We start from the raw sequence: 16,146 nt of genomic DNA on the forward strand, positions 1-16,146 counted from the left end.
AGAGCGGCCAACCCCTGGTCGAAATCCAATAGTCCGAGCCTCCGGGCTAACCAGGGCGATTCACACTGTCGCCTGCTGGCCGACTCCGGGGTGGCTTGTCGGCCGGCCACCACCGCCTTATGCAAGGGGTGGCTGAAGAGAGGCCTGCGTAACCGAAAGTTGGTGTGCCCTCCTTGCTTCCAATTGAGTTACATGAAGAAGGGTTGGTGCTGTTTCGGTGACGACAAATATCCACATTCGCCGGGTAGTGATTGCCGTTGATCCTCACAAGGCGTCATGGACCGCTGCCGCTGTCGATGCCACTTTGGTCCCTTTGGCTACCATTCGCGTCCCAGTTAGCCGCGATGGTTACCAGACGCTGCGGCGTTTTGCTCGTCGATGGCCCCACGCAGACTGGGCTATCGAAGGAGCCCTCGGTCTCGGTGCCGCCAATTACAGCGCGAAGCTCAGGGATTCAGGGCTGACCCGGCGGGACACATGGGGGCGGCTCAGAAGTCCCGCGCGGCCGGCTAAAACCCCTACACCGACACTTCGGACTAAGTCACTCAACCGGGCCAGCTAACAGCCACCATATAACCGAACCACCAAAACATTGACACAGAGAGGCGCCACCCCGAAAAGCTGCTCGCACCCGACGACGAAGACGACCCATAGCTGCCATCACGCCCAGACCGCGGCGGTATCCTGGCCTGCGGAAATTCACGGCGAAAGGGACCTGGGTGTCAACACCGAATGAGCCCGCCGACATCGGACGGTTGTTGCTTCGCTGCCACGACCGCCCCGGCATCATCGCCGCGGTAAGCACCTTCCTCACTCAGGCCGGGGCCAACATCATTTCGCTGGATCAGCATTCTACGGCGCCCGAGGGCGGAACCTTCCTGCAGCGGGCCATCTTTCACCTGCCGGGGCTGACCGCTGCGATCGACGGATTGGAGCGCGAGTTCGCCGATACCGTCGCCGTCAAGTTCGGCATCGACTACCGGTTCACCCAGGCCGCTAAGCCCAAGCGGGTGGCCATCATGGCGTCGAAGGATGATCACTGCCTGCTGGACCTGTTGTGGCGCAACCGACGTGGCGAACTGCAGATGTCCATCGCCATGGTGATCGCAAACCACCCCGACCTGGCCGAGCGGGTGCGGCCCTTCGGCGTGCCGTTCGTCCATATCCCCGCCACCCGTGACACCCGTGCCGAGGCCGAGCAGCGTCAGCTCCAATTACTCAGCGGCAACGTGGATTTAGTGGTTCTCGCCCGGTACATGCAGATTCTGACACCGGAATTTCTGGACGCTGTGGGGTGTCCGCTGATCAACATCCATCACTCGTTTCTGCCGGCGTTCGTCGGTGCGGCCCCCTACAAGCGGGCTCGGGAACGAGGCGTCAAACTCGTCGGCGCCACCGCGCACTATGTCACCGAAGTCCTCGACGAGGGCCCGATCATTGAGCAGGACGTGGTCCGCGTGAGCCACACCGACACCGTCGACGATCTGGTGCGTGTGGGTGCGGACGTCGAACGCGCGGTACTGTCGCGTGCGGTGTTGTGGCACTGCCAGGACCGCGTCATCGTGCACGACAACCAGACCATCGTCTTCTAGGCTCTGGCGGTGTCGACCGCCGTACTGCCGAATCGGGCGCCGAGGGCTGCCCACACATCGGCATACTGGCCCGGCGATTTGCGATACGCCGATTGCCGTTTGATGAACTGACGCACCATCGGAACGATCAACCGTCTCGGATAACGCCTCCAGCCGGCCTGGGTACGCATCTCGGCGATCATGTCGGGCCACGAATGGTGTTGGAATTGCAACACCTGCTGCGCCCTCGACACATCCATCCAGTCGGCGTTGGGGTACCAACAGTCGTCGCTGTTGGGGTCGCCAGGCCGCCCCTGCGGCACCGCACCGGCCATGCCCTGAGCGGCCACCAGGGCCGGCGCAATCTCACCCTGCCGCAACAGGTGTGACTCGTCGCCGCCGATCAGAAAGATCTCGCCGACCACGTCGCGTTGTGCGGCGGTCGCGAAAGCCGCTGCCACATCGCGGGTGTCGACGGCATGCACCCGGCCGTCCGACGGTAGCGCGCTGCCGAAGTACATCATGTCGCGCGAGAAGGGCATCGCACGCGGGTCGACACTGAACACACCGCCAAGCCGCAACACCACCCAGTCCAGGGTCGAGGCCCGCACGATTTCCTCGGCTTCGAGCTTGTGTCCCCCGTACAGCTCGCAAGGCCGCAACGGAGTGTCCATCCCCACCAGCTCGGGATGCCGATAGGGGTTGCGGGAGCCGTATATCGCGGTGCTGGAAGCATGCAGGAAGCGTGGCGGTTGCGGTTGATCCGAGGCGGCGCAGACCAGCGAAGCGGTGGCGCCCACATTCAACTTACGGGCGAAGGCGGCGTCGCGGTAAATCAACGGCGGGATCACGGCCGCCAGATGGACGATCACGTCGGGTGACACTTCCGCTACCAGAGACCGCACCTGCGTAGGTTCGGTCAGGTCGATTCGCCGGGTCTGCACGCGCGGCGGCAACACGTCATAGGTTTTGTGGTGCGCCGTGGCGATCACCCGCCAGCCGTCGGCCGCGAATCGTCTGACAGTCTCGGTCCCCACCAGACCGAAAGCACCGGTGATCAGCACGGTCCCCGACATGGCTGTTCCTCGATCCCGTCGCGCAACTCTGGGCAGGACGGTAACGCAAACGGTGGTCGGTCCGCTATACCGCTCGGCGCCTGGGTGCGAGGATGGTGCCGGCCGGGCTACGACATCGTCGGCGACATCCACGGCTGCGCTTCAACTCTGCAGACGCTGCGGGGCTATCACGATCGGGCGGGCACCCTCCGCCATCCACAGCGCCAGACGATCTCCGTCGGCGACCTCGTCGACCGCAGCAGTGAGCAACTGGGCGTGCTCGAGATCGTCAGAGGCATAGTCGACGGCGGCAGCGCCCGGATCGTCATGGGCAACCATGAATTCAACGCAGTCGGTGACGCGACCGAACTTCCGCCGGCAACGGTTCCGTGAAAAGCGTTGCACAGCAACTCGGTACGAACGAATTCAACACCCCGGACCGACGCCTGCACCAAGGGCCACCCGCGCTACGAAACCGTCGAATCCGAGATCAGACAAGGACAATCACCTGCCGGCGCAGCCAGGATACGCCGGTGGGACAACAGTGCGACCACACTGCGCGAAATGGCCGAAAAGCAAAGGCTTTCCCGGCCTAACCATTCTGCCGCGCTGTCCGTTCACGCAGACGCCTGTTGACCGGTTCGGGCAGTAGCTCGGTCACATCGCCGCCCAGCATCGCGACTTCCTTCGCCAGCGATGACGAGACGAACGAATAGCGTGGGGCGGTCGCCACGAAGAACGTATCGACGCCGGCCACATGCTTGTTCATCTGGGCCATCTGCAGCTCGTATTCGAAATCGGTGCCGGTGCGCAGGCCCTTCACGATTGCGTTCATTCCCTGGGACCGGACGAAATCGACGACCAGACCCTGCCCCGATTTCACCCGCAGGTTGGGCAGGTGAACAGTCGACTCCTCGATCATCGCGATGCGCTCGGCGAGGTCGAACATGCCCTGCTTGGCAGGATTGATCAGGATCGCGACCACCACCTCGTCGAATTGCGCAGCGGCGCGTTCGAAGACGTCGATGTGGCCCAACGTGACCGGATCGAAGGACCCGGGGCATACCGCGCCACTCATCTGCGTCGCTCCTCTTCATCGCTGCGTCCCCCGCAAGCAAGTGGTGCCCCCACTGCATCGTCGCCGACGCGGCTCATGGTCAACCACGCTAGCAGCGCACTCAGCCCCGTTCGGCCAGCTCCAAACGAGTGTCGCCGTAAACCCGCGCCGGCCACACCGACCAGCCCTCCGGCCAGGTCAGCGGCGTGCTTGCCACACCACGCTCCACCACCGCGACAGTGCCTTCCCGCACCCAGGCGTGCGTACCCAACGCATCCAGGACTGCGCGGACCTCACCGGATTCGGTGTCGTAGGGCGGGTCGGCGAACACCAGGTCGACGGGTGAGGACGTACCGGCCGCCAGCACCGTGGCCACCGTCGCGCGCCGCAATACGGCACCCGGCAAACCGACGGTGGCGATATTGCGCGCCAGAACGGCCGCAGTGCGCTGGTCGGACTCCACGAACAGCGCTGACGCGGCCCCGCGCGAGAGCGCCTCCAGCCCGAACGCGCCCGAACCGGCATAGAGATCGAGCACCGCCAGTCCGGCGAAGTCCACCCGCACTGTCAAAATGTTGAACAGCGACTCGCGCACCCGGTCGGTGGTCGGCCTGGTTCCCCGCGCGGGAACCGCGAGGCGCCGGCCGCCGGCTGAACCGCCGATGATGCGCGTCAGCCCAGCACCACCAGCAGGTCCCCGCCTTCCACCTGGGCGGTACTCGACACGGCGACGCGCTCCACGGTGCCGTCGCTGGGCGCGGTGATCGGAGCTTCCATCTTCATCGCCTCGATGGTCGCGATGGTCTGCCCGGCGCTCACCCGGTCGCCGTCGCGGACGCTGACGGTGACCACGCCGGCGAACGGCGCCGCAACGTGATTCGGGTTGCCGCGGTCGGCCTTCTCGGCGGCCGGCACCGCGCTGGCGATGCTGCGGTCGCGCACCAGCACCGGCCGCAGTTGACCGTTGATGATGCACATGACGGTGCGCATACCTCGCTCGTCGGGTTCGGAGATGGCCTCCAGCCCGATCAGCAGCTCCACACCGCGCTCCAATGTCACCCGGTGCTCTTCGCCCTGGCGCAACCCGTAGAAGAACTGGTTCGCCGACAATTGCGACGTGTCGCCGTAGGTTTCGCGGTGCTCTTCGTATTCCTTTGTCGGGCCGGGGAACAACAGCCTGTTCAGCGTCGCCTGCCGCTTCGGACCCGGCGCCGCCAGCGCGTTCTCGTCATCGGCGCTCAACTGCGGGGCGGGCTTGGCCGGTGACCGGCCGGCCAGCGCCGCCTCGCGCAGCGGCTCCGGCCATCCGCCGGGCGGGTCGCCCAATTCGCCCCGCAGGAAGCCCAGCACCGAATCGGGGATGTCGAAACGCGCTGGATCCGCGGCGAATTCGTCGGCGCTGAGTCCTGAGCCCACCAGCGCCAAAGCCAGGTCACCGACCACCTTCGACGACGGAGTCACCTTGATCAACCGACCGAGCACCCGGTCGGCCCCGGCGTACGCCTCTTCGATCTCCTCGAACCGGTCCCCCAGCCCCAACGCGATCGCCTGTTGGCGCAAATTGGACAACTGGCCGCCGGGGATCTCGTGGTGGTAGACCCGGCCGGTGGGGCCGGGAAGCCCAGATTCGAAGGGCCCATACACCTTTCGCAAAGCCTCCCAGTACGGCTCCAGGGCGCACACCGCCGGCAACGATAATCCCGTGTCGTATTGGGTGTGGGCGGCGGCGGCCACAATCGAACTCAAGGCGGGCTGGCTGGTGGTGCCCGCCATCGGTGCCGCCGCTCCGTCGACGGCGTCGGCCCCCGCCTGCCACGCGGCCACGTAGCTGCCGAGTTGGCCACCCGGCGTGTCGTGGGTGTGCACGTGCACCGGCAGATCAAAGCGACTCCGTAACGCGCTGACCAGCGTGCCAGCGGCGGGTGCCCGCAGCAGTCCGGCCATGTCCTTGATCGCCAGCACATGAGCACCGGCCGCCACGATCCCTTCGGCCAGCCGCAGGTAGTAATCGAGGGTGTAGAGCCGCTCCCCCGGATCGGAAAGGTCGCCGGTATAACACATCGCGACTTCGGCTATCGCGGAACCGGTTTCCCGCACCGCGTCGATGGCCGGGCGCATCGAGTCGAGATTGTTGAGTGCGTCGAAGATCCGGAATATGTCGACGCCGGTGGCCGTCGCCTCCTGGATGAACGCCGACGTGACGATCTCCGGATAGGGCGTGTAACCGACGGTGTTTCGGCCCCGCAACAGCATCTGCAGGCAGATGTTCGGGATCGACTCGCGCAGCGCTGCCAACCGCTCCCACGGGTCTTCTTTCAGGAATCGCAGCGCCACATCGTAGGTCGCACCGCCCCAGCACTCCACCGACAGCAGCTGCGGCGTGGTGCGCGCCAGATACGGTGCCACCATCAGCAATCCGCTGGTACGCACCCGGGTGGCCAGCAGCGACTGATGCGCATCGCGGAACGTCGTGTCGGTGACTGCCACCGCTGGTGAGTCCCGCAGCCAGCGCGCGAAACCCTCCGGACCGAGCTCGGCCAAGCGCTGCCTGGATCCGGCCGGCGGTGGGGCGTCGCGATCGATCTCCGGCAGCTTGTCCTGCGGGTACACCGTTGACGGCCGGGTGCCGTGCGGTTTGTTGACGGTGACGTCGGCCAGATAGTTGAGGATCTTGGTGCCACGGTCGGCAGACGTACGCGCGGTCAGGAGTTGCGGCCGGTCATCGATGAATGACGTTGTGACGCGACCGGCCTGGAAGTCGGGATCGTCCAGAACCGCTTGCAGGAATGGGATATTCGTCGATACCCCGCGAATCCGGAATTCCGCCATTGCTCGGCGCGCCCGGTTGACGGCGGTCGTGAAGTCGCGCCCGCGGCAAGTCAGCTTGACCAGCATGGAGTCGAAGTGGGCACCGATCTCGGCACCCAGGTTGGTGCTGTCGTCCAATCGGATGCCGGCCCCGCCCGGCGTGCGTAGCGCGCTGATCCGGCCGGTGTCGGGACGGAATCCGTTGGCCGGGTCCTCGGTGGTGATTCGGCACTGCAATGCGGCGCCGCGCGGTCGGACAGCGTCCTGGGTGAGGCCGAGATCGGCAAGCGTCTCCCCGGCTGCGATGCGCAGTTGGCTGGAGACGAGGTCGACGTCGGTGATTTCCTCGGTGACGGTGTGCTCCACCTGAATTCGTGGATTCATTTCGATGAAGACGTAATGGCCGCCTTCGTCGAGCAGGAATTCCACGGTGCCGGCGCAGCTGTAGCCGATCTGGCGGGCGAACGCGACGGCGTCCCCGCAGATCTTCTCGCGCAGCTCCGCGGCCAGGTTCGGCGCCGGTGCCAACTCGATGACCTTCTGATGGCGGCGCTGCACGCTGCAGTCCCGCTCGTAGAGGTGGATCACGTTGCCGTGCGTGTCGGCCAGGATCTGCACCTCGATATGACGCGGGCGCAACACGGCCTGTTCCAGGTACACCGTCGGGTCCCCGAAAGCGGATTCGGCTTCCCGGCTTGCGGCTTCGATCGCCTCGCGCAACGCGGCACTGTCGGCGACGCGGCGCATTCCCCGTCCACCGCCGCCGGCAACGGCCTTGACGAACAACGGAAATCGCATGGTCTGCGCGGCCGAGACCAGCTCGTCCACCGAGGACGACGGCGCCGAGGACTCCAGCACCGGCAGCCCCGCTTCCCGGGCTGCCGCGATCGCCCGGGACTTGTTGCCGGTCAGCTCGAGCACCTCGGCGCCAGGGCCGACGAAGGTGATGCCGGCGGCCGCGCATGCCGCCGCCAAATCCGGGTTCTCCGAGAGGAATCCGTATCCGGGATAGACGGCATCGGCACCGCAGCGGCGCGCCGTTTCGACGATCTCGCCGACGGACAGGTACGCGCGCACGGGGTGCCCGACTTCGCCGATCTGATAGGACTCATCGGCTTTGGTCCGGTGCAGCGAGTTGCGGTCCTCATACGAATACACGGCGACCGTGGCCACGCCGAGTTCGTAGGCGGCGCGAAACGCGCGGATGGCGATCTCGCCACGATTGGCCACCAGGACTTTGGAGATCACCCTCGACCCCTTATCAGATGAGCGTCGACCAATAGTTCCAGAAGCGAACCAGAATCAACAGGAAAACGGCGGTGAACCAGAACGTGACGATCGACCATCGCCAGCCGAACAGGATGCGCAGTCCGGCGCGGTCCTCGAGTGCCGGACGCAGCAGGATGGATCCGACTACCACCAGCATCGTGATGGTGACGGCCCAGACCACCATGCAGTACGGGCACAGCGCTCCGATGCGGTACAGGCTCTGGAAGATCAGCCAGTGGACGAATCCCGCACCGACGAGCAGGCCGCACCACAGCCCGGCCCAATACCACCGGGGCAGCGGCACTTTCGCCACCGCGAGGACGCCGGTGACCACCGCCACCGAGAAACCCGCAATGCCCACCAGGGCGTTAGGAAAGCCCAGCAGCGACGCCTGCGTCGTCACCATCACTGAGCCGCACGACATGACCGGGTTGATGTTGCAGGACGGCACAAAAGAGGGATTGCGCAGTATCTCGATCTTTTCCACGGTCAGTGTGAGCGAGGCGAGCAGGCCGATCACGCCGCCGATCAGCACCCACCAGGCGCTGAGCACGGGCACCCAGACGCCCCCCGGTTTCAGCTGGCCGGACTCCTCGGCAACAACGTCGACTGACACGTGGTCACGTCTTCGCCGTGGCCGAAGCCTCGTCCATGCCCGGGATGTTGCCGACGATCGACCTGATCTTGGTGACGAACGCATCGGGTGTTGACGGGTCGTAATCCTCCCCGTTGATGCGAATGGTCGGGGTGGCGCGTATTTTGCTGGCTGCGGCCAGCCCGTTGACCTTGGCGATGTATTTGCCGCTGTTGATGCAGTCAGGCACCTGGCCCGCCGCGCCGGCTTCACGCGCAATCTCGATCAACCGCGCATTGTCGGGGAATTTCGTGCCCGTCTCGGCGGGCTGGATGTCCTGGCTGTACAACGCCGAATGGAACCGGCGGAACGCCTCGATCGACTCGTCGGCGACACAGTACGCCGCCGCTGCCGCGCGCGACGAATAGTTCTGGGTCCGCGGGCTGTCCAGGATGGTCACCATCGAGTAATCGGCGGCGATGGCGCCGATGTCGATCAGCTTGGAGATGGTGGGCCCGAAGCCGCGCTCGAAGTTGCCGCATGCCGGACAGAGAAAGTCCTCGTAGAGCGCGACCAGGGCCTTGGGCTTGCCTCCGGATTGGCCATTGTCGGTGACCAGCTTGCTCGAAGCGACCCGGACCGCGCCCACGCCGCCGGCCTCGGTCTTCTTGTGGTTGGACGTCACGATGTAGAAAACCAGGACGACAGCGAAGATCACCACGATCGCGGTGCCGCCGATCTGGATGAGCCTGCCGAGCTTGCCGTCGCCGGACTTCAGGTCGAGTCGCGCGGGGCGCTTGGGTTTGTCCGCCACTGGATCCTCACGTTTCGTCAGCTGCACGCGCAGTCGGGCGCCTCTAGACTACCGACGCGCCGGTGCAACCGGTCAGCACCGGCTCAGGTGCGCCCGCAACGCCGAAATCAGCTCGGTGGTCCCCGCCGCACTGCCGCCCCCGAGCTGGAACAAAATGGCGAACCCGTGCGTCAAAGAACCCATGTACCGCAGGTCCACGTCGGTGCCGGCATCACGCAGCGCGGTGGCGTAATCCTGCCCCTCGTCGCGCAGCGGGTCGAAACCGGCGACCGCGATCAGCGCGGGCGCCAGCCCCGACAGCGACTCGGCCCGCGCCGGCGACACTCGTGGATCGCTGGCGTCGATCCCCGATTTGCGCAGATACTGCGCCGTGAACCAGTCGATGTCGCGTTTGGTGAGCAGGAATCCTCGCGCGAACAGACTCAGCGACCGGGTTCGTGCGGTGAAATCGGTGCGCGGGTAGATCAGCCACTGCAGCACGGGTGTGGGCCCACCGCGGTCGCGTGCCATCTGGCTGACCACGGCCGCCAGGTTGCCGCCCGCGCTGTCCCCGCCGACGGCGACCCGTCCGGGCGCCGCACCGAGTTCCCCGGCGTGCTCGCAGGCCCATTCGAACGCGGCGTAGGCATCCTCGACCGCCGCGGGCGCCGCATGCTCGGGAGCCAGCCGGTAGTCGATCGACAAGACGTGGGTGGCGGCGTCGCGGCAGGTCAGACGGCACAGCGCGTCGTGGGTGTCCAGGTCGCCGATCGCCCAGCCACCGCCGTGATAGAAGACCAGCAGCGGCGCGGGTCCCTCCTGGGACGGCCGGTAGTGGCGAGCGCGAATCGCACCGGCCTTCCCCGGCAACGAGAGTTCGCCCACCTCGACGTGAACCTGCGGTCCGGGCATCGACTCCATGTTCAGACGCATCATCGTCCGGGAGGCGGCGACGTCGTCGTCGACGACCAGGCCGTCGACTCCGGCCGCCCGCAGCCCCGTCAGCATCAGCTGCAACGTCGGGTCCAGGGTGTTGCCGTCGATGATTACCGCACGGCCACGGGTCAGCAAGCGTTTCGCGGCGGTCGGAATCCACGGAATGACTTTGACGCCAACGGTTGTGACGGTGTTCTGGATGCGCGCCATCCATCCGGCGGATGCACGCGTTGCTCCGGGATGGAGGTCTTGCGTGTCTGGCAGACTCTTGGTCATGGGACGCTCCCTGTAAGGACTTCGATCACGCTAAACGACGGCATATGAGTTCCCGTCGACGGGCTGCGGCCACCGCGCGGCCACCGATCCCGGCATACCCCGCGACCAACTGTACGTTGCGGGCACGTCGTCGCATTCAGAGCCGGGTCGCCCAAGCCCTGCGTCGTCGCGAAGGTTTGCAGCCGGAGACTCGCCGATGGTTGATTAGGTGGCATATCCAACTCGGTAATATCGTGGTCCCCGAGTCGGTGACCTTTGGACGACGGAACCCGGATTGGACACGATCCGAGAACATTCACTTCAGACAGGTAGGTGAAATCACGTGACTGGCGAGTCGGGCACCGCGGCCATTCCCTCGATTGCCCTCAACGACGAGAACACGATTCCGGTACTCGGGCTCGGCACCGCGGAACTCTCGGAAGACGAGACCGAACGCTCGGTGTCGGCCGCGCTGGAGATGGGTTGCCGCCTCATCGACACCGCAGCCGCTTACGGCAACGAGGCCGCCGTCGGCCGCGCAATCGCATCCTCCGGCATTCCACGCGCGGAGATCTTCGTGACGACGAAGCTGGCCACCGAGGATCACGGCTTTCAAGGTTCGCAGGACGCCTGCCGGGCCAGTCTGGACCGGCTCGGACTGGACTACGTCGACCTCTATCTGATCCACTGGCCCGCCCCGTCGCAGGGCAAATACGTGGACTCCTGGGGCGGCCTGATCCAGTCCCGCGGCGAAGGACATGCCCGCTCCATCGGCGTATCCAACTTCACCGCGGAATATCTGTCGATGGTCATCGATCTGACGTTCGCCACTCCGGCGGTCAACCAGATCGAACTGCACCCGCTGCTCAACCAGGACGATGTGCGCAAGGCAAACGCCGAGCACCAGATCATCACGCAGTCCTACACTCCCCTGGCTCTCGGCAAGCTGGCTGACAATCCGACCGTCACTTCCATCGCCGGCGAGTACGGCAAGACGCCGTCGCAGGTGCTGTTGCGCTGGAACGTGCAGCTGGGCAACTCGGTGGTATTCCGTTCGGCCAATCCTGAGCACATCGCCGGCAACCTGGACGTGTTCGGCTTCGAGCTGGCCGCCGAGCACATGGCGGCCCTCAACGGGCTCAACGACGGCACCCGGCTGCGCCCGGATCCGGAAACCTTCGCCGGGACGTAGAGGGCGCACACCTCATCCGGCCGGGCAGGTCGCCGCCGCGCGCCGCAGCACGTCACTCGAGGCCTGGTCGACCGGCAGCGCGTAGCCGCGCAGGACGGCGATGAACTGCACCGCGTACTGGCATGCGAATGCGGCATTGGGCGGCATCCACAGTGCCGGTGGCGCATCACCCTTGTCCTGATTGGCCTGTCCCTGCACAGCCAGCAGATTCGCCGGATCGTTGGCGAAGCGCACCCGTTCGGCGGGTGGCCAGCCGCTGGCACCCATGTCCCAGGCGTAGGCCAAAGGCACCAGATGGTCGATCTGCACCGCCTCACCCACCTTGGCGCCCCGCTGGAAGGCGATGACGGTGTTGGTGTAGGCATCGTGCAGGGTGCCGCTGGCCACGGCGTCCGGGCACCGCTTGGTGTACACGTGCGTGAGGTCCACGAGATCGCGGTTGAGGATGTCGTCGCGGGTGTCGCAGCCGTTGTGTCCACCGGGGGCGTCGTTGTCGTCGGTCCAGGCGTCGCCGAACGCCGAGCGCAGATAGTCGTAGCGGTGCAGGCGCAGCGGGACGACGGCGATGCCGGCCAGCACGTCGGTACCCGGCGCGACCGTCGGAACGTCTGCGCGAGCGGCGAACTCGTCGGCATGCCGTGCCGCGGACGATCCCAGCGTCTGGTAGGCGACCACCACAGCGATCGCCGCGACGGCGGCCAGCCACCACAACCTTCGGAATCTCACGACTTGTCCAGGTATTCGATGCGATCGGAACTGGTGAACGGCGCTGCCATCAAGGCCAGATCGGGGTTGGCCGCGTTCTGGTCATAGGCCGCCAGGCAAAAACGCCGGGCCGCCTCGATGACCTCCAGGTGGTCGGCCAGCGACAGCAGGCGCAGCGTGATCGCCCTGCCGGATTGATTGCGGCCCAGCACATCTCCTTCTTTACGCTCACGGAGATCCAGCTCGGCGAGCGCGAACCCGTCCGTCGTCCGGGCGACCGCCTTCAACCGCTGACCGGCGTGCGACCCCGCCGAACTCCAGGTCGCCAGCAGACACAGGCTCGGATGCTTTCCGCGACCGATGCGGCCGCGCAGCTGATGCAACTGGCTGATCCCGAACCGGTCGGCGTCCAGCACCAGCATCACTGTCGCATTGGGGACGTCGACTCCCACCTCGATCACCGTGGTGCACACCAGCACATCGATCTGGCCGACCCGGAAAGCCGCCATCGCGGCGTCCTTCTCCTCGGCGGGCAATCGTCCGTGCATGAGACCCAGGCGCAGGTCTGCCAACTCTTTGGCGTGCAGCCGGGCGAAGGTGCCCTCGGCGGTCGCGGAGGGCCTCGGACCGTCCGGTTTCGTGTCGGCCTCGCTCTCGTCGATGCGCGGCGTCACCACATAGGCCTGGCGGCCGGCGGCGACTTCCTCCCGAATGCGCTGCCAGGCCCGCTCGAGCCACCCCGGCTTCTCGTTGACGAAGATCACACTGCTGGTGATCGGCTGGCGGCCCCGCGGCAGTTCCCGCAGGGTAGACGTCTCCAGATCGCCGTAGACGGTGAGTGCCACGGTGCGCGGTATGGGCGTTGCGGTCATCACCAGCAGATGCGGGGTGATGCCGGCGGGAGCCTTGGCGCGCAACTGATCGCGCTGTTCGACCCCGAACCGGTGCTGCTCGTCGACCACCACCAGTCCCAGTTTGTGAAACTCCACCGACTCTTGAAGCAACGCGTGGGTGCCGATGACGATGCCGGCCTCACCGCCGGCGATTTCGGCGCGCACCTTCTTCTTCTGCGCCGCCGCCATCGACCCGGTGAGCAGCGCCACCCGGGTGGCTCGGTCCTCACCTCCGAGCTGACCCCCCATTCCCAGCGGCCCCAGCACGTCGGTGATCGACAGACGATGTTGTGCCGCAAGGACTTCCGTCGGCGCCAGCAATGCGCACTGATACCCCGCATCCACCATCTGCAGCATCGCCAGCACCGCGAGGATCGTCTTGCCGGAGCAGACCTCACCCTGCAGCAGCCGGTTCATCGGACGGGTCGACGAGAGGTCTTCAGACAATACGGCCAGCACCTCGCGCTGGCCGGCGGTCAGCTCGAACGGCAACCGCCGCACAAGCTGCGCCGCCAGACCATCGCGCTGCGGCGGCGCCGCCGGCCCTGATTGGGAGAGCTCGCCGTGCCGGCGGCCGACCAGTGCCCACTGCAGGCCTACGGCCTCGTCGAAGGTCAGCCGGCGGCGAGCCTGCTCGCGTTGCGTTTCATCGTCGCCGAGGTGAATCGCGCGCAGCGCCTCGTCTTCGGGGATCAGGTCATGTTCGGCACGCAGGGCCGCGGGCAACGGATCGTGCACCGGGTCCAGGACCTCGAGCACCTGCCGGACACATGCGTAGATGTCCCAGGTCTGCAGCCTCGCGCTGGCGGGATAGATCGGGTAGTAGGGACGCTCGAACTCCTCCATCGCCACTTCGCCGCGGGACTTCTCCGAGGCGTTGGCGATGCTGCGCAACGACTTGCTGCCGGCGGTTTTCCCGTCGGCGGAATCCAGGACGAGAAACGCCGGGTGGGTGAGTTGCATGGCGTTGCGGAAATACTCGACCTCACCGGACAACATCACCTTGGTTCCCTTGGTCAGGGCTTTGATGAGGAAGTCCGCATTGAAGAAAGTGGCGGTCACCTTGCCGCTGCCGGATCCTACGGTAATCCGCAGAAATTTCCTGGGTTTCTGGTTCGGCGTCTTCTTCTTCATGGCGGCTGACATCGTGTCGGTGATGACATCGACGACGGTGATGTGTTCGCCGGCCTCGGGTCGCTCGTCCTCGACACTGCGCGTCCCGGTACGCGCGACGTAGGTCCGCGGGTAGTGCCGCAGGAGGTCGCCGACCGTCTTGATGCCGAACACCTCGTCCAGCAGCCCGACGGCCTTGTCGGTCAGCAGGTAAACGAGGCGATCCCCCAGCCCGACCCCCACTACTCCACCCCGATCAGCAGCACGTCCCCGCGATGGCCGGTGCGATACATCACCAGTTCACTGCCGGGGTGGCGGTCGTGCATGTGCCGCTCCAGGACTCTCCCCATCGCCTCGGCATCGGAGGGGGCAAGCTCGGCGCCCGTCAGCACGGTCACCAGATCGCCGCCGGACGCCAGGAGCAGGTCCAGCAGGCCGATCGCCGCGCCTGCCACATCCTCGGCCACGATCAGCACCTCGTCGCCGGCGATGCCCAGCCCATCGCCGGGCTTACAGGTTCCGGCCCAGGTCAGCGCTTTTTCGGTGGCGATGCGCACCGACCCGTGCCGCGCGGCGCCGGCGGCGCGGGCCATGGAGTAGCCGTCGTCGACGGCCTGGCGGCCCGGGTCGTGGACGGCCAGCGCAGCCAGGCCCTGCACCATCGATCCGGTCGGCACCGGCACCACGTCGACCCCCCAGCCGATCGCGGCGGTGCAACCGGCCACCAACTCCTCGGCGGCCACATACCCGTTGGGCAGGACCATCACCTGGGCGGCGCCGGTGTCCACCACCGCGCGAACCAACTGGTGCGCGCTGATATCGGTGCCGGGTTCCGGCCGCAGCACACAGGCTCCCTCGCCGGCGAACAACTCGTAGGCGCCGTCGCCGTCGACGACGGCCAGTACCGCGCGCTCACGAGTCCAGCTGCCCGCGGGTAGTCCAGCGGCACCGGAACTGAGCGCAGACACCACGATCCGGGTCACGCGTCCCGCCGCGAGACCTGCCTCGATGGCCGCGCCGGCGTCGTCGGTGTGGACGTGCACCGAGTGGCTTTCCGAGGGCGCCGCCGCGATCGCCACCGAATCGCCGAGTTCGCCCAGCCGGTCTCGCAGTGTGTCGGCCGCCGCCGCGTCGCAGCCGGCAAGCAGGTACATCACCTCGAATTGCGGGGCCGGGCGCGCGGTGTGGGTGTCGGCGGGCCGGGACTGCGGTGCCGGCTCATAGGTCGGCCGCGCGGGCGCGCTGCCGGTGATGGTCGAGCGCAAGGAGTCCAATATGACCAGCAGGCCGCGCCCGCCCGCATCGACCACACCGGCGTCGGCGAGCACGTCGAGCTGCTCGGTTGTCTTCTCCAACGCGACCACCGCCGCGTCGCCCGCGTCGACCACGGCGCGCGACAGGGTGTCACCGGCCGTGGCCGACTGCTCTACGGCGGCAGCGGCGGCCCGCAGCACCGAGACGATGGTGCCTGAAACCTCGTCGCCGCCCATCGACGCGACGACCAGCTCGACGCCTCGCCACAACGCCGCGCCGAGCGTCGCCCCGTCGATGGCACGCAGGACACCGCCGGAGTCGTCGGCGGCGTCCGCAGCCACCTCCGCGATACCCAGCAGAATCTGGGACAGGATCACCCCGGAATTGCCCCGAGCTCCGGTGACGGCTCCCGCCGCGAGCGCCGCCGCCACCGCGGCGACGTTCTCGTCGTCATCGTGGGTGTCGAGCTGCGCCAGCGCCGCGCGCATCGTGAACAGCATGTTCGCCCCGGTGTCGGAATCGGCGACCGGGAACACATTGAGCCGGTTGATCTCGTCGATGTGGGTGATCAGATCGCTGACGGCGGTGTGCGCCCAGTCCCGCAGGGCCGCGCCGTTGAGCAGACGATCCGAAGTTCCCAACCCGACCCCACCTCCCGATAACCATGCTGT

The 16,146-nt window shown here is 66.6% G+C and carries 13 protein-coding genes; 3 read left to right on the plus strand and 10 right to left on the minus strand.

All coding sequences use genetic code 11. From position 1 onward, the window contains the following. Nucleotides 1-719 precede the first annotated feature (719 nt). Complete coding sequence (gene purU / locus ACX9NE_RS16840; protein ID WP_459364819.1) at nucleotides 720-1,592, plus strand: formyltetrahydrofolate deformylase; 873 nt, start codon at nucleotides 720-722, stop codon at nucleotides 1,590-1,592. On the opposite strand, the gene ACX9NE_RS16845 is transcribed toward purU, so the two are convergent. Continuing rightward, nucleotides 1,589-2,647, minus strand: a complete 1,059-nt coding sequence (locus ACX9NE_RS16845) for an NAD-dependent epimerase/dehydratase family protein (RefSeq protein ID WP_459364818.1) — start codon at nucleotides 2,645-2,647, stop codon at nucleotides 1,589-1,591. The genes purU and ACX9NE_RS16845 overlap by 4 nt on opposite strands. An 84-nt stretch (nucleotides 2,648-2,731) precedes the next feature. Between ACX9NE_RS16845 and ACX9NE_RS16850 the strand changes: the two genes are divergently transcribed. Continuing rightward, a complete protein-coding gene (locus ACX9NE_RS16850) occupies nucleotides 2,732-3,019 on the plus strand; it encodes a metallophosphoesterase (protein WP_459364817.1) in 288 nt (95 codons plus the stop codon). A 199-nt stretch (nucleotides 3,020-3,218) separates the two neighbouring features. On the opposite strand, the gene coaD is transcribed toward ACX9NE_RS16850, so the two are convergent. From coaD to ACX9NE_RS16880, 6 genes are all read right to left on the minus strand, one after another. After that, on the minus strand, nucleotides 3,219-3,704 hold the full coding sequence (gene coaD / locus ACX9NE_RS16855) for a pantetheine-phosphate adenylyltransferase (RefSeq protein ID WP_459364816.1): 486 nt from the start codon (nucleotides 3,702-3,704) through the stop codon (nucleotides 3,219-3,221). 100 nt (nucleotides 3,705-3,804) lie between these two features. Then, nucleotides 3,805-4,359 (minus strand): 16S rRNA (guanine(966)-N(2))-methyltransferase RsmD, encoded by a 555-nt coding sequence (rsmD, locus tag ACX9NE_RS16860; protein ID WP_459364822.1) that lies wholly within the window; start codon nucleotides 4,357-4,359, stop codon nucleotides 3,805-3,807. Next, on the minus strand, nucleotides 4,356-7,739 hold the full coding sequence (locus ACX9NE_RS16865) for a pyruvate carboxylase (RefSeq protein ID WP_459364815.1): 3,384 nt from the start codon (nucleotides 7,737-7,739) through the stop codon (nucleotides 4,356-4,358). Before ACX9NE_RS16865 ends, rsmD begins: the two co-directional genes overlap by 4 nt. Nucleotides 7,740-7,752: 13 nt before the next feature. Then, complete coding sequence (locus ACX9NE_RS16870; protein ID WP_459364814.1) at nucleotides 7,753-8,376, minus strand: vitamin K epoxide reductase family protein; 624 nt, start codon at nucleotides 8,374-8,376, stop codon at nucleotides 7,753-7,755. 4 nt (nucleotides 8,377-8,380) lie between these two features. After that, nucleotides 8,381-9,148, minus strand: coding sequence for a DsbA family protein (locus tag ACX9NE_RS16875; protein ID WP_459364813.1), 768 nt, complete (start codon nucleotides 9,146-9,148; stop codon nucleotides 8,381-8,383). A 72-nt stretch (nucleotides 9,149-9,220) separates the two neighbouring features. After that, entirely contained in the window at nucleotides 9,221-10,339 is a 1,119-nt protein-coding gene (locus tag ACX9NE_RS16880) for an alpha/beta hydrolase (protein WP_459364812.1), read from the minus strand. Nucleotides 10,340-10,661: 322 nt separating this feature from the next. Here ACX9NE_RS16880 and ACX9NE_RS16885 point away from each other — a divergent pair, with 322 nt between their 5' ends. Next, entirely contained in the window at nucleotides 10,662-11,510 is an 849-nt protein-coding gene (locus ACX9NE_RS16885; protein ID WP_459364811.1) for an aldo/keto reductase, read from the plus strand. Nucleotides 11,511-11,522: 12 nt separating this feature from the next. Here the strand turns inward: ACX9NE_RS16885 and ACX9NE_RS16890 are convergent, their stop codons facing one another. Genes ACX9NE_RS16890 through ACX9NE_RS16900 form a run of 3 tightly spaced genes read right to left on the minus strand, consistent with a single transcriptional unit; the run spans nucleotide 11,523 to nucleotide 16,116 of the window. After that, nucleotides 11,523-12,236 carry an HNH endonuclease family protein gene (locus ACX9NE_RS16890; RefSeq protein WP_459364810.1) on the minus strand — a complete coding sequence of 238 codons (714 nt, stop codon included), beginning with the start codon at nucleotides 12,234-12,236 and terminating at the stop codon, nucleotides 11,523-11,525. Next, nucleotides 12,233-14,464 (minus strand): ATP-dependent DNA helicase RecG, encoded by a 2,232-nt coding sequence (gene recG, locus ACX9NE_RS16895; protein ID WP_459364809.1) that lies wholly within the window; start codon nucleotides 14,462-14,464, stop codon nucleotides 12,233-12,235. The genes ACX9NE_RS16890 and recG overlap by 4 nt, the downstream gene beginning before the upstream one ends. Next, nucleotides 14,464-16,116, minus strand: coding sequence for a DAK2 domain-containing protein (locus tag ACX9NE_RS16900; protein ID WP_459364808.1), 1,653 nt, complete (start codon nucleotides 16,114-16,116; stop codon nucleotides 14,464-14,466). Before ACX9NE_RS16900 ends, recG begins: the two co-directional genes overlap by 1 nt. Nucleotides 16,117-16,146: the final 30 nt, after the last annotated feature.

The organism is Mycobacterium sp. ML4, from assembly GCF_054515735.1.

Excerpts from the sequence above, each read along its gene's own strand:
- ACX9NE_RS16845 (WP_459364818.1), bottom strand. The coding sequence starts at position 2,647 with ATGTCGGGGACCGTGCTGATCACCGGTGCTTTCGGTCTGGTGGGGACC.
- coaD (WP_459364816.1), bottom strand. The coding sequence starts at position 3,704 with ATGAGTGGCGCGGTATGCCCCGGGTCCTTCGATCCGGTCACGTTGGGC.
- ACX9NE_RS16880 (WP_459364812.1), bottom strand. The coding sequence starts at position 10,339 with ATGACCAAGAGTCTGCCAGACACGCAAGACCTCCATCCCGGAGCAACG.